This window comes from Citrobacter sp. 50677481 (genome assembly GCF_001463265.1).
GTDB lineage: Bacteria > Pseudomonadota > Gammaproteobacteria > Enterobacterales > Enterobacteriaceae > Citrobacter_A > Citrobacter_A sedlakii.
In genome coordinates this window covers 1-26,452 of sequence record NZ_LNHZ01000014.1, presented here as the reverse complement: position 1 = coordinate 26,452, position 26,452 = coordinate 1, and the positions used below count along the sequence as shown (strand labels likewise).

Genomic DNA, 26,452 nt, shown 5'->3' with positions numbered 1-26,452 from the left:
CTCAGGCCGCCATTTCCGGGGCTCAGTCCGCTGGCACGGAAGATGCAATAAGGTGAGTGAGATGACCAACAGGAGGATAAATGATGAAACGGAATAACAAAGCAGGCCTGGCGATGATTGCGCTTTCGCTGATGGTTTTGGGCGCCAGCCCGGCGCTGGCACGGCATCACTGGGGTTATGGCGACGGAATGTGGCAGCAAAACGCCGCTCCGCTCACTGCGGAACAGCAAGCCGCCGCACAAAAAATCCATAATACGTACTACAACCAGGCCAACACACTGCGCCAGCAGCTTATGTCTAAACGTTATGAGTACAACGCGCTGCTCTCCACCAATCCCCCGGACAGCGCAAAGATCAACGCCGTCGCGAAAGAGATGACGTCGTTACGCCAGTCGCTGGACGATCTGCGGGTGAAACGCGATGTGGAGATGGCGGAAGCAGGCGTACCGCAGGGCGCGGGTATGGGCTACGGCGGCTGCGGAGGACGTGGCGGTCATATGGGGATGGGGCACTGGTAAAGCGTACAAGGCCGGATGGCGGCATTGACTTATCCGGCTCTGAAAGCGCACGCCGACTGGCGTCAGAACGTCTTCTCGGTCGGCTGCCAGCGACAGAAGTCAGAGTTTGCCACCAGCAACAGCTGTGAACCTTCGGGCGCTTCCAGCCACGCCACGCTTACGTCCATTGACGAGTGGCGCTGGCGGCGCTCGATATGATTCATTGCCCATGGCTCCAGATCGGGTTTCAGTGTTTCACCTTCACAGGTGGTCACCGTACGCTCAGCGGCATGCCAGCGTCCCTGTCGCAACACCACGCGCCCCAGGCGTAGTGCGTCGCTGGTCTGGCGAATCTGCCCCGCGCGATAGCGGTATAAGGCGATTTGATCGTTAGAAAGCTGCTGCTTATGTCCGTCGACTTCACGTTGCATAAAGCTCAGCTCACCGCGATCGTCAAACCGCACGCGGATATGCTCCGGCGGTTTGCTGTAAATATTGAGTTCAATCAGAGAGAGGGTTTCTCCCTGCCAGCGGTACTCGCTGGTGGTAGTACTGCCGTTACGCCACGGGCTAAACACCGAAAGCAGATGCACGCCGTCCGCTTCATCTTTACGCCAGATACGCACGGCGCCCTGATCGTCAGCGAATCCGCTGGCGGTAAAGGGCAGTGGAGAAGCGTTATGACTGCAGGCCGTCAGCAACAGCACGCCCGCCAGCGCCAGCGTACGACGCCAGACAGACAAAAGGGGCGACACCGCCCCTTCGTTAAAACTGTTCACAGCCACGCGGTCTTACTTAACAGCGTCTTTCAGTGCCTTACCAGAAACAAATGCCGGTACGTTAGCAGCGGCGATTTTGATTTCTTTACCGGTCTGCGGGTTGCGGCCAGTGCGCTCAGCACGGTGGTTCACTTTGAAGGTACCGAAACCAACCAGTTGTACAGCATCGCCTTCTTTCAGAGACTCAGTAATGGCAGCCAGAGTAGATTCCAGAGCAGCTTTAGCCTGGGTTTTGGACAGTTCTGCTTTGTCTGCAATTACATCAATCAGTTGAGTCTTGTTCATAAGTTATCCTTACAATGTGTTTATCGCTTGCTAAGCATCGAGTGCGACGGAAATGCCAGAAAAGCACTCTCCTGCATACACGCACCGATAGCCACTTTTTTTCGCCCTCCAAATGTAGACCAGACGGGGGGCGGAAGGGAAGCCTTCAGGCACGACAATTCAGACGTTAAATCACGTTTTCGTGTCTTATTGCTGAAAATTTATACCGATATTGCTCTCGCCAGCCTCACGCAGGTCTGCTCTGAGCCCTTTTATCAGTTCAATGTCGCGTTCTTCGCAGTCGGCTAAAAGTCGGAATATTTCCCACTGAATATCCCATTCCTGCTCAACCGCAGGGTTCTCTTTCAGCTCCTCATCGGTCATTTCACGACCCGCCTGAGTCATTTCCAGCATCGCTACCGTGGTAATGGATGTCTTACTGACTTCAATGGCATGCTCAAGCGTTTCTCCGCTCAAACGAGAATGTACCAGTTCGCTCAACGCCACACAGGCGTCTATCGCCGGATAAACGCCATACAGGTCATAGTCGTCCGCGACCGGAATCGCCTCTTCGAATTTCTCCAGTTGGCTGTCGAAATTCACTTTCGCGTCTTTCACCGTCAGCGTTTCCCAGATGAGGTCGAGGATACGGCGATACACCTGACCGTCGCCAAAGTCCGTCTGTTTGCAGAACATGGCGTAGTTCGGATACATGCGCTCGCACAGGCAGGCCATAAACGTAACGTGCTGCCAGCTTTCCAGGCGTTCCAGACGCAGATGAATCGGGTTTTGTAACATGATGAATTCTCAAAACGGAAATTAGCCGCAGTGTACATTAATCAGGGCTGAATTTCCTGCCATCGCGTGAAGGCCGGACGCCCTGACGCAACGGCATCCGCCCAGCGAGTCGGCTCCGGTAGACGATAACCTTTCATGCAGCGTTGCACCCACGCCAGCGCGCTGTCCAGCCCGACGCGATGCCCTGTCGCGATAAACAGCGGATTACACCGCGCCTTGCTGCGCCACACCCAGGCCAGTTGCTCGCCTTTGTCCATCAGCGGCGCCAGTGCGCCAGGCTCCGCGGAGAGCGGTTCAAACTTGCCGCACAGGCGTTTTTTCGCCACGCCAATAGTGGGTACGTCCACCAGCAGCCCAAAATGGCTGGCGACGCCGAGACGGCGCGGGTGTGAAACACCGTGACCGTCGACAAACAGCAGGTCGGGTTTTTGCGACAGTTGTTCCCACGCCGCGAGCAGCGCGGGGTATTCACGAAACGAGAGGAAGCCGGGGATATAAGGCATGATGGTGGCGATACGCGCCACCTTGTATTCGACCAGCTCAAGAGAAGGGTATTTCAGCAAAACCATTGCTGCTCGCGTCACCTCTCCCCCCTGCTCAAACCCGACGTCTGCCCCGGCGATCAGATCCGGCGGATCGTTATCGAGCCGATCCTCGCGGATCACGGATGAAGCAAGGTCAAGTTGTTGAGCGCGTAGCGACGCGAGATCCATGGTTTCTCCTTAGCGGTGGTATTGCGCGGACAGTCGGTGTACGGCCTCCACAAATGCGCCAGCGTGTTCCGGCGGCACATCCTGATGGATGCCGTGGCCGAGGTTAAAGACGTGGCCTTCGCCCTGGCCGAAACCAAAAAGTATAGACGCCACTTCTTCTTCGATGCGGGCAGGCGGCGCATAAAGCATCGACGGGTCCATGTTGCCTTGCAGGGCGACCTTATGCCCGACGCGGCGACGCGCGTCGGCAATATCGGTGGTCCAGTCCAGTCCCAGCGCGTCACAGCCGGTTTCCGCCATTGCTTCCAGCCACTGTCCGCCGCCTTTGGTGAATAGTGTGACCGGCACGCGGCGACCGTCATTTTCGCGTAGCAGGCCATCGACAATTTTGTGCATGTAGTACAGTGAGAACTGCTGATAGTCGCGTCCGGTCAGCACGCCGCCCCAGGTATCGAAAATCATCACCGACTGGGCGCCCGCTTTGATTTGCGCGTTGAGATACAGCGTGACGCTTTTCGCCAGCTTATCGAGCAGCGCGTGCAGGGTATGCGGGTCGGCGTACATCATCTTCTTGATCACGGTGAAAGCCTTGCTGCTGCCGCCTTCCACCATGTAGGTCGCCAGCGTCCACGGGCTACCGGAGAAGCCGATGAGCGGGACCTCGCCTTTCAGTTCACGGCGAATCGTACGCACGGCGTTCATCACGTAGCCCAGCTCGTCTTCCGGATCGGGAATGGGGAGTTTGTCGACGTCAGCCTTACAGGCGACCGGCGAAGTAAAACGTGGGCCTTCTCCGGCTTCAAAGTAAAGGCCCAGCCCCATCGCATCCGGAATGGTCAGAATGTCCGAAAAGAGGATCGCCGCATCCAGCGGATAGCGGCGCAGCGGCTGGAGCGTGACTTCGCAGGCCAGCTCGGCGTTTTTGCACAGGGACATAAAATCGCCTGCCTGGGCGCGGGTCGCTTTATACTCCGGTAAATAACGGCCAGCCTGGCGCATCATCCATACCGGGGTGACATCAACGGGCTGGCGCAGCAGCGCACGCAGATAACGATCGTTTTTCAGTTCGGTCATTTTGCAGTTCCTTATTGCGTCAGTCCGTCAGTTTACCATGTCATTCATATTCAGCCCGACATATTGCCACCGTATCTTCGATCAGACGCCGCGCGACGGTGCCTGGCGGCGGCAAAAGCGGTAAATCGTCGTAGCGATACCAGTCCGCTTCCAGCAACTCTTTTGGATCGATGACAATCTCGCCGCTGTCGTATTCCGCCATAAACGCGGTCATCAACGACATCGGGAACGGCCACGGCTGCGAGGTCACGTAGCGCAGATTTTTCACGGTAATCCCGCTCTCTTCCATCACTTCGCGCGCGACAGCCTGTTCCAGCGTTTCGCCCACCTCCACGAACCCGGCGAGCACGGTATGAATGCCATTGCGATGGCGGGTATGTTGGGCGAGCAGAAGGGTGTCATCACGACGAATGGCGACAATAATACAGGGGGCGATTTGTGGATAGTAGCGTTCACGGCAGTGGCGACACAGCATTGCCCATTCGGTTTTACTCGGGTGCATAGGGTGACCGCAGTAGCCGCAGAATTTGTGCGAGCGGAAGAACTCCGCCAGTTGCACGCCCCGCCCCGCCAGTTGAAACAAGCCGACATCCTGATCGATAACCTGGCGGACTGACCCCATATCGTGACGACGCTGCTGCTGTATCAACCAGACAGGCTCACCTTCCCATTCGCCAATGTGTAATGCGCGCTGTCCCACAAGATCGAAATTTGCCGCGTCGCCGTGTGGCAATTCCCCATGGGGCAACCATAATTTTTGTTCATGACTGACGATCCACCAGCCGTGATCCCATTTTTCAATAATACGATCCATAGCTCTTGCACTACCTTTGCGTCACTGGCATGTTGATAACATTATTTTTACATTTCTGGGTAAGCAGTTTTAACTCTACACTTGCGGAGTCAATCATGTTAAACCAGCTGGAAAACCTGACGGAACGCGTCGGTGGAAGTAATAAACTGGTTGATCGCTGGCTACATGTACGTAAGCATCTGCTCGTGGCTTACTACAATCTGGTTGGCATTAAGCCTGGCAAAGAATCGTACATGCGGTTGAATGAAAAAGCGCTGGATGATTTTTGTCAGAGCCTGGTCGATTACCTTTCCGCCGGACACTTCAGTATTTATGAACGTATTCTGCATAAATTGGAAGGGAACGGTCAGCTTTTAAACGCGACCAAAATCTGGCCACAGCTGGAAGCCAATACCCAGCAGATCATGAACTACTATGATTCCACTCTCGAGACCGCCATCGATCATGACAATTGCTATGAATTTCAACAGGCGCTGTCGGATATCGGCGAAGCGCTGGAAGCACGCTTTGTTCTCGAAGATAAGCTGATTATGCTGGTATTTGACGCCATGCATGACCACGCCAGAATTAAACGACCTGCTTGAGTTCTGCGCAATTAACGAGTAGGTTAAAAACGTCCCCCTCTCCGGAGGGGATGTCATCTTGTCGGAGTGCCTGATTTCCACAACGTATCCGCGATGCCAGAAGGTAACGCAAAGAATGAAGTGGAAAAGGCTGAGACCGTTAATTCGGGATCCGCGGAACCTGATCAGGTTAAGACCTGCGAAGGGAACAAGAGTAATTCTGCATCATGCACCTGCCCGCAAGGGCGGCGCACATCCATTACTCCATCCGTCGTCTGACAAGCCACGTCCTTAATTTTTTTATGGAATGAGCTATGTCTACCACTCAGTTAACCCGTCGCGAACAGCGCGCCCAGGCCCAGCATTTTATTGATACGCTGGAAGGCACCGCTTTCCCCAATTCGAAGCGGATCTACATTACCGGTTCACAGCCGGATATCCGCGTCCCGATGCGGGAGATCCAGCTTAGCCCGACGCTTATCGGCGGCAGCAAAGAGGCTCCTCAGTTCGAAGCTAATGAAGCCGTACCGGTGTACGATACCTCCGGCCCCTATGGCGACCCGGAAATTGCCATCAACGTGCAGCAGGGTCTGACGAAACTGCGCCAACCGTGGATTGACGCGCGTGACGACAGTGAAGCGCTCAGCGATCGCAGCTCTGCCTATACCAAAGCTCGCCTGGCCGACGACGGACTGGATGCGCTGCGCTTTACCGGCCTGCTGACGCCAAAACGCGCCAAAGCGGGTCGCCGTGTCACACAGCTACATTACGCCCGCCAGGGGATCGTCACGCCAGAGATGGAATTTATCGCCATTCGTGAAAACATGGGTCGCGAGCGCATCCGCAGCGAAGTCCTGCGCCATCAGCATCCGGGCGAGGGCTTTGGCGCACGCCTGCCGGAGAACATCACGCCGGAGTTTGTGCGTGACGAAGTGGCTGCGGGCCGCGCGATTATTCCCGCCAACATCAACCACCCGGAATCCGAGCCAATGATCATTGGCCGCAATTTCCTGGTGAAGGTCAACGCTAACATCGGCAACTCGGCGGTCACTTCCTCCATCGAAGAAGAGGTGGAAAAGCTGGTATGGTCAACCCGCTGGGGCGCAGACACGGTCATGGACCTTTCCACCGGCCGCTATATTCACGAAACCCGCGAGTGGATCCTGCGTAACAGCCCGGTGCCGATCGGCACTGTCCCGATCTATCAGGCGCTGGAGAAAGTTAATGGGATCGCTGAAGATCTCACCTGGGAAGCCTTTCGCGACACATTGCTGGAACAGGCGGAACAGGGCGTGGACTACTTCACTATTCACGCCGGCGTGTTGCTGCGTTACGTGCCAATGACGGCGAAACGCCTGACCGGCATCGTCTCGCGCGGTGGGTCGATCATGGCGAAGTGGTGTTTGTCCCATCATCAGGAAAACTTCCTCTATACGCATTTCCGCGAGATCTGCGAAATCTGCGCCGCTTACGACGTTTCGCTCTCGCTGGGAGACGGCCTGCGCCCCGGTTCCATTCAGGATGCCAACGACGAAGCGCAATTCGCTGAACTGCACACCCTGGGCGAGCTGACAAAAATCGCCTGGAAATACGACGTACAGGTGATGATCGAGGGGCCTGGACATGTGCCGATGCAGATGATCCGCCGCAACATGACCGAGGAGCTGGAACACTGCCACGAAGCGCCGTTCTACACCCTGGGGCCGTTAACTACGGATATTGCACCGGGATATGACCACTTTACCTCCGGCATTGGCGCGGCGATGATCGGCTGGTTTGGCTGCGCCATGCTCTGCTATGTGACGCCGAAAGAACACCTCGGTTTGCCAAACAAAGAGGACGTGAAACAGGGGCTGATCACCTACAAAATTGCCGCCCACGCCGCGGATCTGGCGAAAGGCCACCCGGGCGCGCAGATCCGCGACAACGCGATGTCGAAAGCGCGCTTTGAATTCCGCTGGGAAGACCAGTTCAACCTGGCGCTGGACCCGTTTACCGCTCGCGCCTATCACGACGAAACCCTGCCGCAGGAATCAGGAAAAGTAGCCCACTTCTGCTCCATGTGCGGGCCCAAATTCTGCTCGATGAAAATCAGCCAGGAAGTGCGTGACTACGCCGCCGCGCAGACCATTGAAGTGGGGATGGCGGATATGTCGGAAAATTTCCGCGCCAGGGGCGGCGAAATTTATCTGCGTAAGGAGGAAGCGTGATGTATCAGCCCGATTTTCCTTCCGTCCCTTTTCGTCTGGGGCTGTATCCGGTTGTCGACAGCGTCGCGTGGATCGAACGCCTGCTGGAGGCGGGCGTACGTACCCTCCAGCTACGCATCAAGGATAAACGCGATGAAGAGGTAGAAGCTGACGTGGCCGCCGCCATTGCGCTCGGGCGTCGCTACGATGCCCGCCTGTTTATCAACGACTACTGGCGGCTGGCGATCAAGCACAATGCCTACGGCGTACATCTGGGCCAGGAAGATCTGGAAACCACCGATTTGCATGCCATCCGCGAAGCCGGCTTGCGACTTGGCGTTTCCACTCATGACGATATGGAGATCGACGTGGCGCTCGCCGCTCGCCCCTCCTATATCGCCCTCGGCCACGTTTTCCCGACGCAAACCAAACAGATGCCTTCGGCGCCGCAGGGGTTGACGCAGTTGACGGCGCACATTAAGCGCCTTGCCGATTATCCCACCGTCGCCATCGGCGGGATCAGCCTTGAACGCGCCCCTGCCGTGCTGGAAACCGGTGTCGGTAGCATTGCGGTGGTCAGTGCGATCACTCAGGCCGAAGACTGGCGCGTCGCTACCGCGCAGTTACTCGAATTAGCAGGAGTGGGTGATGAACGATCGTGATTTTATGCGCTACAGCCGTCAAATTCTGCTTGGCGAGATTGCTGTAGAAGGGCAGCAAAGGCTACTCGACAGCCATGTGCTGATTGTCGGCCTGGGCGGTTTAGGTTCGCCTGCCGCGCTTTATCTGGCTGGCGCAGGCATCGGCACGCTGGTGCTGGCCGACGACGACGAGGTGCACATCAGCAACCTGCAACGTCAAATACTGTTCACTGCTGATGATATCGCGCACCCCAAATCGCAGATCGCGCGGCAGCGTCTGGCGCGTCTCAATCCGGATATCGAGTTGATCGCGTTACCGCAACGCCTGTCCGGTGACGCCCTCAGGCAGGCGGTGGCGCAGGCGGATGTGGTGCTCGACTGCACCGATAATATGGCGACGCGTCAGGCGATTAACGCTGCCTGCGTGGCGCTTGATACACCGCTGATTACCGCCAGCGCCGTTGGGTTCGGCGGACAGCTCATGGTACTGACGCCGCCCTGGACGCAGGGCTGTTACCGCTGCCTGTGGCCGGACGACGATGAGCCAGAGCGTAACTGTCGTACCGCAGGCGTGGTTGGCCCGGTGGTCGGGGTGATGGGCGCATTACAGGCGCTGGAGGCGATTAAATGGCTTAGTGGTGTGGAAGCGCCCACCGGCGAAATGCGCCTGTTTGACGGCAAAACCAGCCAGTGGCGCAGCCTGGCGTTACGGCGCGCCAGCAACTGTCCGGTCTGCGGAGGGCAACATGCAAATCGTGTTTAATGATGAGCCAATACAGTGTGCGAGCGAGCTGTCGGTGTCAGACCTGCTGACGCAGCTCAATCAGCTTAAGCCCGGCACCGCGCTGGCGCTCAATCAACAGATCCTGCCGCGCGAGCAGTGGGAACGCCAAATCGTGCAGGAAGGCGACCAGATCCTGCTTTTTCAGGTTATCGCAGGGGGTTGAGATGTTACGTATCGCAGATAAAACCTTTGATTCACATCTGTTTACCGGCACGGGGAAATTTGCCTCGCCGCAGTTGATGATTGACGCCATCCGCGCCTCAGGCAGTCAGTTGGTGACGCTGGCGATGAAGCGGGTAGATTTGCATAAGCCAAATGACGCGATACTCGCGCCGCTGATCGAGGCAGGTATGACGCTGTTACCTAACACCTCCGGCGCGAAAACGGCTGAAGAAGCCATTTTTGCCGCACAGCTGGCGCGCGAAGCGCTCGGGACAAACTGGCTGAAGCTCGAAATCCATCCTGATGCCCGCTGGCTGCTGCCGGATCCCATCGAAACAGTGAAAGCCGCCGACGCGCTGGTGAAACAGGGATTCGTAGTATTGCCCTACTGCGGCGCTGACCCGGTGTTGTGCAAACGGCTGGAAGAAGCAGGCTGCGCGGCGGTGATGCCGTTAGGCGCGCCAATTGGCTCTAATCAGGGGCTGGAAACGCGCGCGATGCTGGAGATCATCATCCAACAGGCGACTGTTCCGGTGGTAGTGGACGCTGGCATTGGCATCCCCAGCCACGCGGCGCAGGCCCTGGAAATGGGGGCGGATGCCGTGCTGGTTAATACGGCCATCGCGGTGGCTGACGATCCGGTCACCATGGCGAGCGCCTTCCGCCTGGCGGTCGAAGCCGGGTTACTGGCACGCCAGGCGGTGCCCGGCTCTCGTCGCGCCAGCGCCAGCGCCACCAGCCCGCTGACAGGCTTTCTGGAGGCGTCAGTATGAAAACGTTCACTGAGCGCTGGCGACAGCTGGACTGGGATGATATTCGCCTGCGCATCAACAGCAAAACGCCCGCTGACGTGGAACGGGCGCTTAACGCTCACGTACTCAGCCGTGACGATATGATGGCGTTGCTGTCACCTGCGGCCAGCGCGTATCTGGAACCGCTGGCGCAGCGGGCGCAGAAGCTTACCCGTCAGCGCTTCGGCAACACGGTAAGCTTTTACGTTCCGCTGTATCTCTCTAATTTGTGTGCAAACGACTGTACTTACTGTGGTTTTTCAATGAGCAACCGCATCAAGCGCAAGACGCTGGATGAGGCAGAGATTGCGCGGGAGTGCGACGCCATTCGCGAGCTGGGGTTTGAGCATCTGCTGCTGGTGACCGGTGAACATCAGGCTAAGGTGGGAATGGACTATTTTCGTCGCCACCTTCCCGCTATTCGTCGTCGGTTTTCATCGTTGCAGATGGAGGTGCAGCCATTATCGGAAGCGGAGTACGCCGAACTAAAAACGCTGGGACTTGACGGCGTCATGGTGTATCAGGAAACCTGGCATGAGGCGCAGTATGCGCAACACCATCTCCGGGGCAAGAAGCAGGACTTTATCTGGCGGCTCGAAACGCCGGATCGTCTGGGGCGCGCCGGGATCGATAAAATTGGCCTGGGCGCGCTGATTGGCCTTTCGGACAGTTGGCGGGTCGATTGCTACATGATGGCTGAACATCTGCTCTGGTTGCAGCAACACTACTGGCAGAGCCGGTATTCTGTCTCTTTCCCGCGCCTGCGTCCGTGCACGGGGGGTATAGCGCCAGCATCGCTCATGGATGAACGTCAACTGGTGCAGACCATTTGCGCCTTTCGTCTGTTCGCGCCGGAGATTGAGCTGTCGCTGTCCACGCGGGAGTCGCCGTGGTTTCGGGACCACGTTATTCCGCTGGCCATCAATAACGTCAGCGCCTTCTCGAAAACGCAGCCAGGCGGCTATGCCGACAACCATCCTGAACTGGAGCAGTTCGTCCCCCATGATAACCGGCGTCCTGCCGCTGTCGCCGACGCGCTTAGCGCCCGGGGGTTACAGCCGGTGTGGAAGGACTGGGACCCATACCTTGGGCGCGTCTCGCAAAGATCATGAACGATAATGTAAACCGGTAATTATTCTCCGGGCCGCTACGGAGAACAGAAAACGGGCGGTTGCTGTCAGCCTCCCGCTTTTTTAAGGTACGTCCGTCAGCAGTGCTGTCCAGGGCGAAAAGCTTCTTCCTCGTTTCGCCCTGCCCTCACTGCTATCGGCGAGGTTAAATCCCAGTTTCAGCGAAAAGTGGCAACAAGACGGCGTAATATTTAAGATAAATCACCGCGAGTCATATTGTCGGGATTATAATTACAGGCATCCTTTCCTGATATGCAAAGCCACTTTGCGCGTTTCACGGCGCACTTATCTTCAGGATTTTTACCTTCTGGAACAAGTAACAGTAATGGCACGTCATAACAGAAAACTCTCTTTTACCACACCCATACTGGTGAGCTTTACGGGGATCTTGCTGAGCTTTGTGCTGATCGCCATCTTTATTACGTTTACTCAACGGAATGATTTCCTTGAGGATTACCATAACATCAACCGTAACTTTACCCATAACCTCGCGGTGAACTATACCGAATCGCTGTTGCGGGAAAATGATTATATTCTGGGCCGCGCGGCGACCTTTTTTTCCCGCAATGATCATTTGAATGAAACGGTGAACCTCGACCCGGACAACGGCCTGAAGACGCTGATGCAGTTACAAACGCTGATGCCTTCCGTCTCTTCCGTCTCGCTGGCTGATATTGAGGGTCATTATCTGCGCGCGCCGCAGGTGCTGAACAACGAACGCAGTCGGTCTTTTGACGCCAAAACGCGCCCGTGGTTTATGGATCAAGCCGAGGCCAGCACCTTTAGTCGCTACACCTCACCCTACCTTGACCATTTCACCCGCAATCCGACGGTGACGATCTACAAACCCATCATCTCGCCGGAGGGCAAACTGAAAGGCAGTATCGCATTTCACCTCGATCTGACCTCGATGGGGTATACCCTGCGTCAGATGGTTGCCCCTGTACAGGGAGAATTTTTCGTGGTCGATCGAGACGGGCAGGTGGTGCTTCATCCGGATACGGGCGCGTTGTTCAAGCAGTACGTCAGTAAAGACATCATGAATAAGATGACCAGCGGCGAAGGGAACCTGTACGATCCGGACAGCCAAACCTGGTACTACTACTATTCATTTACTAATCCGGACTGGTTTGTGATTTATCGGGTGTCTAATCCCACGCTGTTGGATCTGACGCGCCATGAGACCAATATTGTCGCCTGGGGCTTTGCCCTCGCCGCCATCATGATTGCATTGTTCGGCCTTTATTTGCGTCACGCTTCGCGTACGGTACTGATGAACATTATCAATGCGATCAAAACCGGCGACGTTAACCGCGCGCCGCGTCTTGAAGCGATGCTCAGTAAGGCCATTGAATCCAACAAAGAACGCGAGTTGATTTACGTGCGTCAGGCGACGATTGACGCCCTGACCGGCTGTAAAAACCGGCGCGCGTTTGATAACGACATTGCCGCGCTGATGAACGATCACCAACCGTTTGCCCTGGCGCTGGTAGATATTGATAACTTTAAATCCATCAATGACACATGGGGCCACCTGAACGGAGACATTGTTTTACGCAACGTCGCGCGTGAAGGCATTCAGATCCTGCAACCCGAGGCGGTGTCTTTGTACCGCTATGGCGGTGAAGAATTTGCCGTACTGTTTTCGGGTGAGCAGTTAAACAATGCGCTTCCGTTGCTGGAACGCTGGCGTGAACAGATCGCCCGGCGAACCTGGCGTGAGGAAGGGTTACATGTCACCTTCAGCGCCGGACTGGGTGAATGGAATCTGGAAAGCCAGGAACAGTTGGTGATGCGGGTAGATGAAGCCTTGTATAAAGCGAAACAGGAAGGCAAGAATCGCATCATCACCACCAACGGCTGATTTCGGCCCCACCCTGCAAAGCCCGTCACGACGGGCTTTTTTACGAATTAAGAAAAACCGTAACCGGTTTCATTTTTTGTGCGGTTTCTTTGTGATGTTTTACACACATTCAACGCGAGCCGGTTGTTCTCTGCCTGCAGCGGGACTAAAGATGAAGTATCAACGGAACCGTGAGAGCCAACTATGAAGAACATCGTTTTATGCTGTGCCGCCGGGATGTCCACCAGCATGCTGGTACAACGAATGAAAGATGCCGCTCAGAAGAAAGGCGTTGAAGTCACTATCAAGGCAGTGCCCGTCGCCGAGTTCAAGGAAAATATCGCTACGGCGGATATTGTTCTGCTGGGCCCGCAGGTGAAATACGAGCAGGCAAAGCTGCAGGCGCAGGCCGATCCGCTGGGCAAGAAGGTCGCGGTGATCGACATGATGGATTACGGCATGATGAAAGGCGATGCCGTACTGGAAAAAGCGCTCAAACTGCTGGAGTCATAATGGAAGACTTAGAAACGACAATCATGGAACTGCTGGTCAACGCGGGTGCGGCGCGCAGTGCTGCCCTGACAGCGTTGCAGATGGCTCGCAAAGGTGATTTTGACGAAGCCGAAAAAGCGATGAAAGAGTCGCGCGAGTATGTGAAGCATGCGCACACCATCCAGACGCAGCTTATTGGGCTCGATGAAGGTACAGGAAAGCTGCCGGTTAACCTGATTACCGTCCACTCGCAGGATCACCTGATGAACGCGATGGTCATCCAGGATCTGGCGGGCGATATGATTGAGCTTTATCGTCGGCTACCGCTTTCGAACGAATAAAAACGCGGTGGCGAGACGCTTACCGGGCTGAAAAAAAGCATAAAAAAACCCGCCGAAGCGGGTTTTTGTTAAAGGCATCAACGATTATTCGTTGTCGGAACCGCCCAGACCTGCGTTCAACAGTTCTGCAAGGCTCGCGGATGCATCTTCGGCAGTCACCTGCGGAGCAGCTGGCAGTTCGCCCGCTGCGCGACGACGCATACGATCCTGGTGGTACGCGTAACCGGTACCTGCCGGGATCAGACGACCCACGATAACGTTCTCTTTCAGGCCACGCAGTTCGTCGCGTTTACCCGCAACGGCTGCTTCGGTCAGGACACGCGTGGTTTCCTGGAACGATGCGGCAGAAATGAACGATTCGGTAGCCAGAGACGCTTTGGTGATACCCAGCAGATCGCGGGAGTACGTTGCGCCCACTTTGCCGTTCGCTTCCAGTTCGCGGTTCGCGATCTTGACGCGGGAGTATTCAACCTGCTCGCCTTCCAGGAAGTCGGAGCTGCCCGCGTTTTCGATGGTAGCTTTACGCAGCATCTGACGAACGATAACTTCGATGTGCTTATCGTTAATCTTAACGCCCTGCAGACGGTATACGTCCTGGACTTCGTTAACAATGTAACGGGTCACAGCATGCACACCACGCAGACGCAGGATGTCGTGCGGCGCTTCCGGACCGTCGGAAACCACGTCACCACGTTCTACGCGTTCACCTTCGAACACGTTGAGCTGACGCCATTTCGGAATCATCTCTTCGTATGGCTCGCTACCGTCTACCGGGGTGATAACCAGACGACGTTTCCCTTTGGTCTCTTTACCGAAGGAAATAATACCGCTGATTTCAGCCAGGATTGCCGGCTCTTTCGGACGACGGGCTTCGAACAGGTCCGCAACGCGCGGCAGACCACCGGTGATATCCTTGGTACCGCCGGATTCCTGCGGAATACGCGCCAGGGTGTCACCAGAGCTGATCTGTACGCCATCTTCCAGCTGTACAATCGCTTTACCCGGCAGGAAGTACTGCGCAGGCATATCGGTACCCGGGATCAGCACGTCGTTACCCTGAGCATCAACGATTTTCAGTGCAGGACGCAGATCTTTACCGCCGGTAGTACGTTCAGCAGAATCCAGAACCACCAGAGAAGACAGACCGGTCAGCTCGTCGGTCTGACGAGTAATGGTCTGGCCGTCAATCATGTCAGTAAAGCGGATGAAACCACTTACTTCGGTGATAACCGGCATAGTGTGCGGATCCCAGTTTGCAACGGTTTCACCGCCGGCAACCTGCTCGCCATCACCTTTCGCCATAACCGCGCCGTAAGGCACTTTATAGCTCTCTTTGGTACGACCGAATTCGTCGATCAGCTTCAGCTCGGTGTTACGGGAGGTGATAACCAGTTTACCGCTGGAGTTCACAACCGACTTCGCGTTGCTGAGCTTGATGCTACCTTTGTTTTTCACCTGGATGCTGGATTCCGCAGCCGCACGAGATGCCGCACCACCGATGTGGAACGTACGCATCGTCAGCTGTGTACCCGGTTCACCGATGGACTGTGCCGCGATAACGCCGATAGCCTCACCTTTGTTGATGATGTGGCCACGCGCCAGGTCACGACCGTAGCAGTGCGCACAGACACCAAAGTCGGTGTCGCAGGATACGACGGAACGCACTTTCACGGCATCGACAGAGTTCTCTTCCAGCAGGTCACACCACTGTTCGTGCAGCAGCGTGTTGCGCGGAACCAGAATGTCGGCAGTACCCGGCTTCAGTACGTCTTCAGCGGTAACACGACCCAGTACGCGATCGCGCAGCGGTTCTTTAACGTCGCCACCCTCGATAACCGGCGTCATCAGGATACCTTCGTGCGTACCACAGTCGTCTTCGGTTACCACCAGATCCTGCGCCACGTCAACCAGACGACGGGTCAGATAACCGGAGTTCGCCGTTTTCAGCGCGGTATCCGCCAGACCTTTACGCGCACCGTGCGTGGAGATGAAGTACTGGAGTACGTTCAGACCTTCACGGAAGTTCGCGGTGATTGGCGTTTCGATGATGGAGCCATCCGGCTTCGCCATCAGACCACGCATACCCGCCAACTGACGAATCTGAGCAGCAGAACCACGCGCACCGGAGTCGGCCATCATGTAGATGCTGTTGAAGGAAACCTGCTGTTCTTCCTGACCGTCACGGTTAATCACGGTTTCGGTTTGCAGGTTATCCATCATCGCTTTGGATACACGATCGTTCGCCGCAGCCCAGATATCGATCACTTTGTTATAGCGTTCGCCCGCGGTCACCAGACCAGACTGGAACTGTTCCTGAATCTCAGCAACTTCGGCTTCCGCCTCAGAGATGATCTCGTATTTTTTATCCGGGATGACCATGTCATCGATACCAACGGATGCACCTGAACGCGCTGCATACGCAAAGCCGGTATACATCGTCTGGTCCGCAAAAATTACGGTCGGTTTCAGGCCCAGAATACGGTAGCAGGTGTTCAGCATTTTGGAGATCGCTTTCTTACCCAGCGCCTGGTTGACGATGGAGAAAGGCAGACCTTTCGGTACGATCATCCACAGAATGGCACGGCCAATGGTCGTGTCTTTCAGGCTGGTTTTCGCAACGAATTCGCCGTTAGCATCTTTTTCGTATTCAGTGATACGCACTTTGACGCGCGCATGCAGAGAGGCCAGGCCAGCGCGATAAATACGCTCAGCTTCTTTCGGGCCAGTCAGCACCATGCCTTCGCCTTTGGCGTTAACACTGTCACGGGTCATGTAGTACAGACCCAGTACAACGTCCTGAGACGGAACGATGATAGGTTCGCCGTTCGCCGGGGACAGGATGTTGTTGGTAGACATCATCAGCGCACGCGCTTCGAGCTGGGCTTCCAGCGTCAGCGGTACGTGAACAGCCATCTGGTCACCATCGAAGTCGGCGTTATACGCCGCACACACCAGCGGGTGCAGCTGGATAGCTTTACCTTCGATCAGTACCGGTTCGAATGCCTGGATACCCAGACGGTGCAGCGTCGGCGCACGGTTCAACAGTACCGGGTGTTCGCGGATCACTTCGTCCAGGATATCCCAAACGACAGCTTCTTCACGCTCAACCATTTTCTTCGCGGCTTTGATGGTGGTGGCGAGGCCACGCAGTTCCAGCTTGCCGTAAATGAATGGTTTGAACAGCTCCAGCGCCATTTTCTTCGGCAGGCCGCACTGATGCAGACGCAGGTATGGACCGACGGTGATAACAGAACGACCGGAGTAGTCAACACGCTTACCGAGCAGGTTCTGACGGAAACGACCCTGCTTACCTTTGATCATGTCGGCCAAAGATTTCAGAGGACGCTTGTTAGAACCGGTGATCGCACGACCGCGACGACCGTTATCCAGCAGGGCGTCAACCGCTTCCTGCAGCATACGTTTTTCGTTGCGTACGATGATGTCCGGCGCAGCCAGATCCAGCAGACGTTTCAGACGGTTGTTACGGTTGATCACGCGGCGGTACAGATCGTTCAGATCCGACGTTGCGAAACGACCGCCATCCAGCGGAACCAGCGGACGCAGATCTGGCGGCAGAACCGGCAGAACGGTCAGGATCATCCACTCCGGCTTGTTGCCGGACTGTACGAACGCTTCCAGCAGTTTGATACGCTTGGTCAGCTTCTTACGCTTGGTTTCGGAGTTGGTTTCGTTCAGCTCTTCGCGCAGCGTTTCACATTCTTGCTCCAGATCCATGCTCTTCAGCAGGGCCTGGATCGCTTCGGCGCCCATTTTCGCGTCGAATTCGTCACCGAACTCTTCCAGCGCATCCAGATACTGTTCTTCAGTCAGGATCTGCTGGCGTTCCAGGTTGGTCATACCGCCTTCGATAACCACATAGGATTCGAAGTACAGCACGCGTTCGATATCGCGCAACGGCATATCGAGCAGCAGGCCGATACGGGACGGCAGCGATTTCAGGAACCAGATGTGAGCAGTCGGAGAGGCCAGCTCGATGTGGCCCATACGCTCACGGCGCACTTTGGTCTGGGTCACTTCTACGCCGCACTTCTCACAGATCACACCGCGGTGTTTCAGGCGCTTGTACTTACCGCACAGGCACTCGTAATCTTTTACCGGCCCAAAGATACGGGCGCAGAAAAGGCCGTCACGCTCAGGTTTGAACGTACGGTAGTTGATGGTTTCCGGCTTCTTAACTTCACCGAAAGACCATGAACGGATCATGTCTGGCGAAGCCAGAGCAATTTTGATCGCATCAAACTCTTCGGTTTTAGTTTGCGCTTTCAGAAACTTTAATAAGTCTTTCACGGATTTGCTCCCGTCGGAGTTAGCACATTCCGCTGCCGGGTGTTACCCCGACAGCAGTGACCTGTTTGAGCGAGAATTACTCGTCTTCCAGTTCGATGTTGATACCCAGCGAACGAATCTCTTTCAACAGTACGTTGAAGGATTCCGGCATGCCCGGTTCCATCTGATGGTTGCCGTCCACGATGTTCTTATACATCTTAGTACGACCATTCACGTCATCAGACTTAACGGTGAGCATTTCCTGCAGGGTGTATGCCGCGCCGTATGCTTCCAGCGCCCACACTTCCATCTCCCCGAAGCGCTGACCACCGAACTGCGCCTTACCACCCAGCGGCTGCTGAGTAACCAGGCTGTAGGAACCGGTGGAACGAGCATGCATCTTGTCGTCGACAAGGTGGTTCAGTTTCAGCATGTACATGTAACCTACGGTTACCGGACGCTCGAACTGTTCACCCGTACGGCCGTCGAACAGCGTGATCTGACCGGAAGTCGGCAGGTCACCCAGTTTCAGCAGCTCTTTAATTTCCGCTTCTTTCGCACCGTCGAACACCGGCGTTGCGATTGGCATACCTTTGCGCAGGTTTTCAGCCAGACGCAGAACTTCTTCATCGCTGAAGGTATTCAGGTCAACTTTCTGACGAACGTCAGCGCCCAGATCGTACGCACGCTGGATGAATTCGCGCAGTTTCGCGACTTCCTGCTGCTGTTTCAGCATGGCGTTAATCTTGTCGCCGATACCTTTCGCAGCCATACCCAGGTGGGTTTCCAGGATCTGACCGATGTTCATACGAGACGGTACGCCCAGCGGGTTCAGTACGATGTCTACCGGCGTACCGTTTTCATCGTAAGGCATATCTTCGATCGGGTTGATCTTAGAAATTACACCTTTGTTACCGTGACGACCTGCCATCTTGTCACCAGGCTGGATCCGGCGTTTAACCGCCAGATAGACCTTAACGATCTTCAGCACGCCCGGTGCCAGATCGTCGCCCTGGGTGATTTTACGGCGTTTCGCTTCGAGTTTTTTCTCGAACTCGTGTTTCAGTTCGTCATACTGCTCAGCCAGCTGTTCCAGCTGATTTTGTTTCTCTTCGTCGGTCAGGCCCAGCTCCAGCCAGCGGTCACGCGGCAGTTTGTCGAGCTTCTCAGCTTCAACGCCACCGGAAACCAGCACTGCGTGGATACGGCTAAACAGGCCCGCTTCGAGGATCTGCAGTTCTTCAGACAGGTCTTTCTTCGCCTGCTTGAGCTGCATTTCTTCGATTTCCAGCGCGCGCTTGTCTTTTTCTACACCATCGCGGGTAAAGACTTGAACGTCGATAACCGTACCGGAAACACCGTTTGGTACGCGCAGAGAAGAGTCTTTCACATCAGACGCTTTCTCACCGAAGATCGCGCGCAGCAGTTTCTCTTCTGGCGTCAGTTGGGTTTCACCTTTCGGCGTGACCTTACCTACCAGAATGTCGCCGCCGGTCACTTCCGCACCGATATAAACGATACCGGATTCATCCAGTTTGGAGAGCGCAGCTTCACCCACGTTCGGGATGTCAGCGGTGATCTCTTCCGGCCCCAGCTTGGTGTCACGGGACACACACGCCAGTTCCTGAATGTGGATGGTGGTGAAACGGTCTTCCTGGACAACACGCTCGGACACGAGGATGGAGTCTTCGAAGTTGTAGCCGTTCCACGGCATGAACGCTACGCGCATGTTCTGACCGAGCGCCAGTTCACCGAGGTCGGTGGACGGACCGTCTGCCAGCACGTCGCCGCGCTCAACCGGCTCACCCAGGGAAACACACGGCATCTGGTTGATACAGGTGTTCTGGTTAGAGCGGGTGTATTTGGTCAGGTTGTAGATATCAATACCCGCTTCGCCCGGATACATCTCGTCTTCGTTAACTTTGATAACGATACGGGAGGCATCCACGTACTGAACGGTACCGCCACGCTTAGCAACGGCAGTCACACCGGAGTCAACGGCAACAGCACGTTCCATACCGGTACCAACCAGCGGCTTATCTGCACGCAGAGTCGGAACGGCCTGACGTTGCATGTTCGCACCCATCAATGCACGGTTGGCGTCATCGTGTTCCAGGAACGGGATCAGGGACGCACCGACGGATACCACCTGCTGGGTGGATACGTCCATGTAGTCAACCTGGTCGCGGCTGAACAAGCTGGATTCGCCTTTGCTACGGCAGGTCACCAGATCTTCTACGAAGTGGCCGTCTTCATCCAGGTTGGAGTTCGCCTGAGCGATAACGAAGTTGCCTTCTTCAATAGCAGACAGGTAATGAATTTCATCGGTTACCACGCCATCAACCACGCGACGATACGGCGTCTCAAGGAAGCCATACTCGTTCGTCTGCGCGTACACGGACAGGGAGTTGATCAGACCGATGTTTGGACCTTCAGGCGTTTCGATTGGACATACGCGACCGTAGTGGGTCGGGTGTACGTCTCGAACTTCGAAGCCTGCGCGTTCACGGGTCAGACCACCCGGGCCGAGTGCGGAGATACGACGCTTGTGCGTGATCTCAGACAGCGGGTTGTTCTGGTCCATAAACTGAGACAGCTGGCTGGAGCCGAAGAACTCTTTCACTGCCGCAGAAATCGGTTTGGCGTTGATCATATCCTGAGGCATCAGGGTATCGAGATCGCCCAGAGACAGACGCTCTTTCACCGCACGCTCTACACGTACCAGGCCAACGCGGAACTGGTTTTCCGCCATTTCGCCTACGGAACGGATACGGCGGTTGCCGAGGTGGTCGATATCATCGACTTCGCCTTTACCGTTACGGATATCGATGAGCTTCTTCATCACTTCGATGATGTCGTCTTTGCTCAGGATACCGGAACCTTCGATTTCATCACGCAGCAGAGAACGGTTGAACTTCATGCGACCGACCGCAGACAGATCATAACGGTCTTCGGAGAAGAACAGGTTCTCGAACAGGCTTTCCGCTGCTTCACGTGTCGGCGGCTCACCCGGGCGCATCATGCGGTAGATTTCTACCAGCGCGCTCAGACGATCGTTGGTCGGGTCGACGCGTACCGTTTCAGAAATGTACGGGCCGTGATCCAGATCGTTGGTAAACAGCGTTTCGATACGTTTGTGGCCAGACTGGCTCAGCTTAGCCAGCAGATCCAGGCTCAGCTCCATGTTCGCCGGGCAGATCAGCTCGCCAGTAGATTCATCAACGTAATCTTTCGAGGCTACTTTTCCTGCAATATATTCAACCGGAACTTCGATATGTTTGATATCGTCTTTTTCCAGCTGACGAATATGACGTGCAGTAATGCGGCGGCCTTTTTCAACGTAGATTTTACCGTTCGCTTCGATATCGAAGGAGGCGGTTTCACCACGCAGGCGTTCCGGTACAAGCTCCATCTGCAGCTTGTTGTCGCGGATCTCAAAGACGACTTTTTCGAAGAACAGGTCCAGGATCTGCTCTGTGGTGTAGTTCAACGCACGCAGAATGATAGTCGCAGGCAGTTTACGGCGACGGTCGATACGGACGAACAGGTTGTCCTTCGGATCGAATTCGAAATCCAGCCAGGAACCACGGTAAGGAATGATACGCGCGTTATACAGTACTTTACCGGAAGAGTGTGTTTTACCTTTATCGCTGTCGAAGAAGACGCCCGGGCTACGATGCAGCTGGGAAACGATAACACGCTCAGTACCGTTGATAACGAAAGTACCGTTGTCTGTCATGAGTGGAATTTCACCCATGTAGACTTCTTGTTCTTTAATGTCTTTTACGGTGCCTTCCGGCGCTTCGCGCTCGTAGATCACCAGACGCAGTTTTACGCGCAGCGGTGCGGAATAGGTCACGCCACGGATCTGACATTCCTGAACGTCAAACACCGGTTCGCCAAGGCGGTAGCTGACGTATTGCAGCTCGGAATTACCGCTGTAGCTCTGAATCGGGAACACGGAACGGAATGCAGCTTCCAGACCATACTGCCCTTCAGGATCTTGCTCGATAAACTTCTGAAACGAGTCAAGCTGGATAGAAAGGAGATAAGGCACATCCAGAACTTGTGGACGTTTACCAAAATCCTTACGAATACGTTTTTTCTCGGTATAGGAGTAAACCATAGGGTTCCTCAGCTCGCTGACAAGTCGACCCATCTGTCCTGCACAGGGACAGTTTGTGCAACACTATTTTGTTGACCGGAAAATGGATACTTTCCGCAATGCCTGTTGCTATCACGCTTAAACCATTTCATTGCGATTTACACAGAACGGGCGTTCTGTCGCAGTATATTAAGTCGTCGATAGAAACAAGCATTGAAAGGCACAGCAGTAGTCAAACAGTGTGAAACGCTACTGGCGCCTTACAGCGCAAAAAGGCTGGTGACCAAAAAGTCACCAGCCATCAGCCTAATCGCTTAGGCTGCAACCGGAAGGGTTGGCTTATTTAACTTCAACTTCAGCGCCAGCTTCTTCCAGAGATTTTTTCAGTGCTTCAGCGTCATCTTTGCTCACGCCTTCTTTCAGAGCGGCCGGAGCAGATTCTACCAGGTCTTTAGCTTCTTTCAGACCCAGGCCAGTTGCGCCACGTACTGCTTTGATAACAGCAACTTTGTTAGCGCCAGCAGCTTTCAGAATTACGTCGAATTCAGTTTTTTCTTCAGCAGCTTCAACCGGGCCAGCAGCTACAGCTACAGCAGCAGCAGCGGAAACACCGAATTTTTCTTCCATTGCAGAGATCAGTTCTACAACGTCCATTACGGACATAGCGGATACTGCTTCAATGATTTGATCTTTAGTGATAGACATTTAAATTGTTCCTGAATATCAGAATAAGTTTATACGTAAGCGGATGCTTTATAAAGATAACGGCGATTAAGCCGCTTCTTTCGCATCGCGTACAGCAGCCAGAGTACGAACCAGTTTGCCAGCCGAAGCTTCTTTCATGGTTGCCATCAGGCGTGCAATTGCTTCTTCGTAGGTCGGCAGAGTTGCCAGGCGGTCGATCTGAGACGCCGGGATCAGCTCACCTTCAAAGGCAGCGGCTTTGACCTCAAATTTTGCATTCGCTTTCGCGAACTCTTTGAACAGACGAGCAGCAGCGCCCGGGTGTTCCATAGAGTATGCAATCAGGGTCGGACCAACAAACGTGTCTTTCAGGCACTCGAACGGAGAACCTTCAACAGCACGGCGCAGCAGGGTGTTACGAACAACACGCATGTAAACGCCAGCTTCACGACCTGCTTTACGCAGTTCAGTCATTTTATCTACAGTTACGCCACGGGAATCCGCAACTACTGCAGACAGCGCGCCTTTGGCTACTTCGCTGACTTCAGCAACAATCGCTTGTTTGTCTTGAAGATTTAAAGCCATTAGCTTTGCTCCTGGATGTTTGCCGGAACTCATGTTCCGGAACTCACTTCACTCTTCCCAACGGAGAGAGCGTCTTAATACGGTGAGCAGAAACAAGCCAGAATATCCAAAAATAATCTTAGCGTTCTGTCACCGTCTACGCAGGGCATTAAGTTTCTTACGAAACACCTGCGGTCTTCGACGGAGGCCTGGATAGGCCAGGCTCCAACGAACAAATTCTTTCTATTCTTCGCTATTCTGTCTGTGGTGGCGTTAGCTTCCTTCGCTCACACCAGTCACAGAGTTAACTATGCTCCTGGCGATTCGCTCAGTTGCTGCCTTGCCACAAACTGAATATCTCGAATATAAATCTGCTATTTGCAGAATCGTGGGGGTAGAATTGTAGACAAAACCACCGCCCACGTAAAGCTAATCTTAGTTCGCAGATGCGCTCAGACCAGCCTGATCAACGGCAACGCCAGCACCCATGGTGGTGGAGATGCTAACTTTCTTGATGTACACGCCTTTCGCCTGAGACGGTTTTGCTTTTTTCAGCGCAACCAGCAGAGCTTCCAGGTTTTCTTTCAGTTTGTCAGCGTCAAAGTCCACTTTACCGATGGTGGTGTGGATGATGCCGTTTTTGTCGTTACGGTAACGAACCTGACCCGCTTTCGCGTTTTTAACCGCTTCAGCAACGTTCGGGGTTACAGTACCCACTTTCGGGTTTGGCATCAGGCCACGCGGACCCAGTACCTGGCCCAGCTGGCCAACAACGCGCATTGCATCCGGAGAAGCAATAACAACGTCAAAGTTCATTTCGCCTTTCTTGATCTGTTCAGCCAGATCTTCCATACCTACCAGTTCAGCGCCAGCAGCTTTAGCAGCTTCAGCGTTTGCGCCCTGGGTAAATACGGCTACGCGAACGGAACGGCCAGTACCGTGCGGCAGTACAGTCGCGCCACGTACGTTCTGGTCAGATTTACGCGCATCGATACCGAGGTTAACGGCAACGTCTACGCTTTCTACGAACTTAGCGGTAGCCAGTTCTTTCAGCAGAGAGATAGCTTCGTTGATGTCGTACTGTTTGGTCGCATCAACTTTCTCACGGATCACACGCATGCGCTTGGTCAGTTTAGCCATTTCTTAGTCCTCCACTACCAGGCCCATGGAACGTGCAGTACCTTCGATGGAGCGAGTCATCGCTTCAATGTCGGCACCAGTCATGTCGGCAGCTTTGGTCTGCGCGATTTCCTGCAGCTGAGCGCGGGAAATTTTACCCACTTTGTCTTTGTTCGGCTTACCAGAACCAGACTTAATGCCAGCCGCTTTCTTCAGCAGAACGGCTGCCGGCGGAGTCTTGGTAATGAAAGTGAAAGAACGGTCAGCGTAAACGGTGATAACAACCGGAATCGGCAGACCTTTTTCGATGGAATCTGTTTTTGCGTTGAACGCTTTGCAGAATTCCATGATGTTAACGCCCTGCTGACCCAGTGCTGGACCAACCGGCGGACTCGGGTTTGCCATACCAGCTGCAACCTGCAGCTTGACATAGGCTTGTACTTTCTTAGCCATTCTAAATTCCTCGAATTGGGTGATAGCGCCTCAGGAAGGCTCCCCGTGAATAAAATCGTTTTACGGGCCAGGCCCATAAAAACAAAAGGCGCGAAATTGTATTCCAATCTCGCGCCTTGTGCAACGATTAAATCGTCGCTTTTTTGATCGCTGCTTAGGCTTTTTCTACCTGGGCAAAGTCCAGTTCTACCGGGGTCGCACGACCGAAGATAGAAACAGAGACTTTCAGGCGGGACTTCTCGTAATCCACTTCTTCGACCACGCCATTAAAGTCAGCGAACGGACCATCGTTAACACGAACCATTTCACCCGGCTCAAACAGCGTTTTCGGACGCGGCTTATCCCCCACCTGCTGCAGGCGGTTCATGATCGCATCAACTTCTTTATCGCTGATTGGCGCAGGACGGTCGGAAGTACCACCGATAAAGCCCATCACACGCGGTACGCTACGTACTAAGTGCCAGCTCGCGTCATTCATGACCATCTGTACCAGTACGTAACCCGGGAAGAATTTGCGCTCGCTCTTACGACGCTGACCGCCACGGATTTCGACCACTTCTTCGGTCGGCACCATGACTTCGCCAAACAACTCTTCCATATTGTGTAATTTGATATGCTCGCGCAGCGACGTTGCTACGCGGCCTTCAAAACCGGAAAACGCCTGAACGACGTACCAGCGCTTTTTAGGAGCTTCAGACATCTCAGAACCTCAGGCCAGTGATAAAGGAAACCAGGCGAACCAGAATACCATCCAGTCCCCACAGGATCAGTGACATTACCGCGGTAACCGCAGCCACAATCAGCGTGGTGTGCAATGTTTCCTGGCGAGTCGGCCAAATGACCTTACGTACTTCCGTACGCGCTTCGCGGGCAAAAGCAACCGTTGCTTTACCTTTTGTCGTCAACAGCGCGACACCACCCGCTGCAGCAATCAGAATTACTACGGCCAGCGCACGCAGCGGCAGCATCATGTCACGATAAAGATAGTTGCCGACAATTGCCACGAGCAGCAACGCCACGACGACGATCCACTTCATCGCTTCCAGGCCGCGCCCGCTCCCTTGAGCTTCGGTATTCGCACTCATAAACCAACCTGTCAGAAGAATTCTACAAATAATTTCACCCCGCGAATGCGAGGCTAACCTATCAACCTTGTACCGAAATACGCGTTAGCACTTCGGTTTAACGCCCTCTACAGAGCCTGTCTCAGCAATGATTATGACAAATAAAATCACTGATGAGCCAGGTTCTGGTTCGAAAGCGTGCAAAAAGGGCATCAAATGATGCCCTTTTATTGCGCATTGCGTCAAATGTTATCAGCAATTAGCCGAGAACTTTAGCAACCACGCCCGCACCTACAGGACG

Annotated in this window: 25 protein-coding genes and 1 riboswitch; of the genes, 11 read left to right on the top strand and 14 right to left on the bottom strand. The window is 54.7% G+C overall.

The genetic code is table 11. The features are described 5' to 3' along the window. The first annotated feature begins 83 nt into the window (after positions 1 to 83). A complete protein-coding gene (zraP, locus tag APU02_RS04215) occupies positions 84 to 518 on the top strand; it encodes a zinc resistance sensor/chaperone ZraP (RefSeq protein WP_060569365.1) in 435 nt (144 codons plus the stop codon). A 62-nt stretch (positions 519 to 580) separates the two neighbouring features. On the opposite strand, the gene APU02_RS04210 is transcribed toward zraP, so the two are convergent. From APU02_RS04210 to nudC, 6 genes are all read right to left on the bottom strand, one after another. Further along, a complete protein-coding gene (locus APU02_RS04210) occupies positions 581 to 1,276 on the bottom strand; it encodes a DUF1481 domain-containing protein (RefSeq protein WP_060569361.1) in 696 nt (231 codons plus the stop codon). 12 nt (positions 1,277 to 1,288) lie between these two features. Beyond that, positions 1,289 to 1,561 (bottom strand): nucleoid-associated protein HU-alpha, encoded by a 273-nt coding sequence (gene hupA / locus APU02_RS04205; RefSeq protein WP_001044509.1) that lies wholly within the window; start codon positions 1,559 to 1,561, stop codon positions 1,289 to 1,291. Between the two features lie 186 nt (positions 1,562 to 1,747). Continuing rightward, complete coding sequence (locus tag APU02_RS04200) at positions 1,748 to 2,338, bottom strand: YjaG family protein (RefSeq protein WP_042292998.1); 591 nt, start codon at positions 2,336 to 2,338, stop codon at positions 1,748 to 1,750. Between the two features lie 41 nt (positions 2,339 to 2,379). Beyond that, positions 2,380 to 3,051: a deoxyribonuclease V gene (nfi, locus tag APU02_RS04195; protein WP_060569360.1), complete on the bottom strand. Its 672-nt coding sequence runs from the start codon at positions 3,049 to 3,051 to the stop codon at positions 2,380 to 2,382. A 9-nt stretch (positions 3,052 to 3,060) separates the two neighbouring features. Continuing rightward, on the bottom strand, positions 3,061 to 4,125 hold the full coding sequence (hemE, locus tag APU02_RS04190) for a uroporphyrinogen decarboxylase (RefSeq protein ID WP_060569359.1): 1,065 nt from the start codon (positions 4,123 to 4,125) through the stop codon (positions 3,061 to 3,063). A gap of 40 nt (positions 4,126 to 4,165) precedes the next feature. Next, positions 4,166 to 4,939, bottom strand: a complete 774-nt coding sequence (nudC, locus tag APU02_RS04185; protein ID WP_060569358.1) for an NAD(+) diphosphatase — start codon at positions 4,937 to 4,939, stop codon at positions 4,166 to 4,168. A 95-nt stretch (positions 4,940 to 5,034) separates the two neighbouring features. Here nudC and APU02_RS04180 point away from each other — a divergent pair, with 95 nt between their 5' ends. The 10 genes from APU02_RS04180 to APU02_RS04135 all read left to right on the top strand — a co-directional run bounded on the left by APU02_RS04180 (position 5,035) and on the right by APU02_RS04135 (position 13,875). Then, positions 5,035 to 5,523, top strand: coding sequence for an Rsd/AlgQ family anti-sigma factor (locus APU02_RS04180; RefSeq protein WP_042293006.1), 489 nt, complete (start codon positions 5,035 to 5,037; stop codon positions 5,521 to 5,523). Positions 5,524 to 5,575: 52 nt separating this feature from the next. Further along, positions 5,576 to 5,727, top strand: a riboswitch (TPP riboswitch). 89 nt (positions 5,728 to 5,816) lie between these two features. Further along, entirely contained in the window at positions 5,817 to 7,712 is a 1,896-nt protein-coding gene (thiC, locus tag APU02_RS04175; protein ID WP_060569357.1) for a phosphomethylpyrimidine synthase ThiC, read from the top strand. After that, positions 7,712 to 8,353 (top strand): thiamine phosphate synthase, encoded by a 642-nt coding sequence (thiE, locus tag APU02_RS04170; protein WP_042293012.1) that lies wholly within the window; start codon positions 7,712 to 7,714, stop codon positions 8,351 to 8,353. The genes thiC and thiE overlap by 1 nt, the downstream gene beginning before the upstream one ends. Continuing rightward, the gene (locus tag APU02_RS04165; RefSeq protein WP_042293014.1) at positions 8,340 to 9,095 is read left to right on the top strand and encodes a HesA/MoeB/ThiF family protein; all 756 of its coding nucleotides are present in this window, start codon (positions 8,340 to 8,342) and stop codon (positions 9,093 to 9,095) included. Before thiE ends, APU02_RS04165 begins: the two co-directional genes overlap by 14 nt. After that, entirely contained in the window at positions 9,079 to 9,279 is a 201-nt protein-coding gene (gene thiS, locus APU02_RS04160) for a sulfur carrier protein ThiS (protein ID WP_060569356.1), read from the top strand. Before APU02_RS04165 ends, thiS begins: the two co-directional genes overlap by 17 nt. A 1-nt stretch (position 9,280) precedes the next feature. Then, positions 9,281 to 10,051, top strand: coding sequence for a thiazole synthase (thiG, locus tag APU02_RS04155; RefSeq protein ID WP_042293019.1), 771 nt, complete (start codon positions 9,281 to 9,283; stop codon positions 10,049 to 10,051). Then, entirely contained in the window at positions 10,048 to 11,181 is a 1,134-nt protein-coding gene (gene thiH / locus APU02_RS04150; protein ID WP_060569355.1) for a 2-iminoacetate synthase ThiH, read from the top strand. Before thiG ends, thiH begins: the two co-directional genes overlap by 4 nt. A 343-nt stretch (positions 11,182 to 11,524) precedes the next feature. Then, complete coding sequence (locus APU02_RS04145) at positions 11,525 to 13,063, top strand: sensor domain-containing diguanylate cyclase (protein ID WP_060569354.1); 1,539 nt, start codon at positions 11,525 to 11,527, stop codon at positions 13,061 to 13,063. Positions 13,064 to 13,246: 183 nt separating this feature from the next. Beyond that, positions 13,247 to 13,555 carry a PTS sugar transporter subunit IIB gene (locus APU02_RS04140; RefSeq protein WP_060569353.1) on the top strand — a complete coding sequence of 103 codons (309 nt, stop codon included), beginning with the start codon at positions 13,247 to 13,249 and terminating at the stop codon, positions 13,553 to 13,555. Next, positions 13,555 to 13,875, top strand: a complete 321-nt coding sequence (locus tag APU02_RS04135) for a PTS lactose/cellobiose transporter subunit IIA (RefSeq protein WP_042293030.1) — start codon at positions 13,555 to 13,557, stop codon at positions 13,873 to 13,875. The genes APU02_RS04140 and APU02_RS04135 overlap by 1 nt, the downstream gene beginning before the upstream one ends. Before the next feature lie 84 nt (positions 13,876 to 13,959). Here APU02_RS04135 and rpoC read toward each other — a convergent pair whose 3' ends face one another. The 8 genes from rpoC to secE form a co-directional block, all read right to left on the bottom strand. Beyond that, positions 13,960 to 18,183 carry a DNA-directed RNA polymerase subunit beta' gene (gene rpoC / locus APU02_RS04130; RefSeq protein ID WP_042293032.1) on the bottom strand — a complete coding sequence of 1,408 codons (4,224 nt, stop codon included), beginning with the start codon at positions 18,181 to 18,183 and terminating at the stop codon, positions 13,960 to 13,962. A 76-nt stretch (positions 18,184 to 18,259) separates the two neighbouring features. Then, the gene (gene rpoB, locus APU02_RS04125) at positions 18,260 to 22,288 is read right to left on the bottom strand and encodes a DNA-directed RNA polymerase subunit beta (protein ID WP_042293034.1); all 4,029 of its coding nucleotides are present in this window, start codon (positions 22,286 to 22,288) and stop codon (positions 18,260 to 18,262) included. A 318-nt stretch (positions 22,289 to 22,606) separates the two neighbouring features. After that, positions 22,607 to 22,972, bottom strand: a complete 366-nt coding sequence (rplL, locus tag APU02_RS04120; protein WP_012133812.1) for a 50S ribosomal protein L7/L12 — start codon at positions 22,970 to 22,972, stop codon at positions 22,607 to 22,609. A gap of 66 nt (positions 22,973 to 23,038) precedes the next feature. Next, positions 23,039 to 23,536, bottom strand: coding sequence for a 50S ribosomal protein L10 (gene rplJ / locus APU02_RS04115; protein ID WP_042293041.1), 498 nt, complete (start codon positions 23,534 to 23,536; stop codon positions 23,039 to 23,041). Between the two features lie 414 nt (positions 23,537 to 23,950). Continuing rightward, positions 23,951 to 24,655 (bottom strand): 50S ribosomal protein L1, encoded by a 705-nt coding sequence (gene rplA / locus APU02_RS04110; protein WP_001096690.1) that lies wholly within the window; start codon positions 24,653 to 24,655, stop codon positions 23,951 to 23,953. A 3-nt stretch (positions 24,656 to 24,658) separates the two neighbouring features. Then, a complete protein-coding gene (gene rplK, locus APU02_RS04105; protein WP_012133815.1) occupies positions 24,659 to 25,087 on the bottom strand; it encodes a 50S ribosomal protein L11 in 429 nt (142 codons plus the stop codon). A gap of 154 nt (positions 25,088 to 25,241) precedes the next feature. Further along, positions 25,242 to 25,787 carry a transcription termination/antitermination protein NusG gene (nusG, locus tag APU02_RS04100; RefSeq protein ID WP_003862341.1) on the bottom strand — a complete coding sequence of 182 codons (546 nt, stop codon included), beginning with the start codon at positions 25,785 to 25,787 and terminating at the stop codon, positions 25,242 to 25,244. Position 25,788: 1 nt separating this feature from the next. Continuing rightward, on the bottom strand, positions 25,789 to 26,172 hold the full coding sequence (gene secE, locus APU02_RS04095; protein WP_042293049.1) for a preprotein translocase subunit SecE: 384 nt from the start codon (positions 26,170 to 26,172) through the stop codon (positions 25,789 to 25,791). Positions 26,173 to 26,452 lie beyond the last annotated feature (280 nt).

Bases quoted from the DNA above. Each gene is read 5' to 3' on its own strand.
- thiG (WP_042293019.1), top strand. From the start codon at position 9,281: ATGTTACGTATCGCAGATAAAACCTTTGATTCACATCTGTTTACCGGC.
- APU02_RS04200 (WP_042292998.1), bottom strand. From the start codon at position 2,338: ATGTTACAAAACCCGATTCATCTGCGTCTGGAACGCCTGGAAAGCTGG.
- rplL (WP_012133812.1), bottom strand. From the start codon at position 22,972: ATGTCTATCACTAAAGATCAAATCATTGAAGCAGTATCCGCTATGTCC.
- thiS (WP_060569356.1), top strand. From the start codon at position 9,079: ATGCAAATCGTGTTTAATGATGAGCCAATACAGTGTGCGAGCGAGCTG.
- hupA (WP_001044509.1), bottom strand. From the start codon at position 1,561: ATGAACAAGACTCAACTGATTGATGTAATTGCAGACAAAGCAGAACTG.
- APU02_RS04145 (WP_060569354.1), top strand. From the start codon at position 11,525: ATGGCACGTCATAACAGAAAACTCTCTTTTACCACACCCATACTGGTG.
- APU02_RS04165 (WP_042293014.1), top strand. From the start codon at position 8,340: ATGAACGATCGTGATTTTATGCGCTACAGCCGTCAAATTCTGCTTGGC.
- hemE (WP_060569359.1), bottom strand. From the start codon at position 4,125: ATGACCGAACTGAAAAACGATCGTTATCTGCGTGCGCTGCTGCGCCAG.
- APU02_RS04135 (WP_042293030.1), top strand. From the start codon at position 13,555: ATGGAAGACTTAGAAACGACAATCATGGAACTGCTGGTCAACGCGGGT.
- nusG (WP_003862341.1), bottom strand. From the start codon at position 25,787: ATGTCTGAAGCTCCTAAAAAGCGCTGGTACGTCGTTCAGGCGTTTTCC.
- thiH (WP_060569355.1), top strand. From the start codon at position 10,048: ATGAAAACGTTCACTGAGCGCTGGCGACAGCTGGACTGGGATGATATT.
- thiE (WP_042293012.1), top strand. From the start codon at position 7,712: ATGTATCAGCCCGATTTTCCTTCCGTCCCTTTTCGTCTGGGGCTGTAT.
- thiC (WP_060569357.1), top strand. From the start codon at position 5,817: ATGTCTACCACTCAGTTAACCCGTCGCGAACAGCGCGCCCAGGCCCAG.
- rplJ (WP_042293041.1), bottom strand. From the start codon at position 23,536: ATGGCTTTAAATCTTCAAGACAAACAAGCGATTGTTGCTGAAGTCAGC.
- nfi (WP_060569360.1), bottom strand. From the start codon at position 3,051: ATGGATCTCGCGTCGCTACGCGCTCAACAACTTGACCTTGCTTCATCC.
- zraP (WP_060569365.1), top strand. From the start codon at position 84: ATGAAACGGAATAACAAAGCAGGCCTGGCGATGATTGCGCTTTCGCTG.
- rplK (WP_012133815.1), bottom strand. From the start codon at position 25,087: ATGGCTAAGAAAGTACAAGCCTATGTCAAGCTGCAGGTTGCAGCTGGT.
- secE (WP_042293049.1), bottom strand. From the start codon at position 26,172: ATGAGTGCGAATACCGAAGCTCAAGGGAGCGGGCGCGGCCTGGAAGCG.
- rpoB (WP_042293034.1), bottom strand. From the start codon at position 22,288: ATGGTTTACTCCTATACCGAGAAAAAACGTATTCGTAAGGATTTTGGT.
- rplA (WP_001096690.1), bottom strand. From the start codon at position 24,655: ATGGCTAAACTGACCAAGCGCATGCGTGTGATCCGTGAGAAAGTTGAT.
- APU02_RS04180 (WP_042293006.1), top strand. From the start codon at position 5,035: ATGTTAAACCAGCTGGAAAACCTGACGGAACGCGTCGGTGGAAGTAAT.
- APU02_RS04140 (WP_060569353.1), top strand. From the start codon at position 13,247: ATGAAGAACATCGTTTTATGCTGTGCCGCCGGGATGTCCACCAGCATG.
- nudC (WP_060569358.1), bottom strand. From the start codon at position 4,939: ATGGATCGTATTATTGAAAAATGGGATCACGGCTGGTGGATCGTCAGT.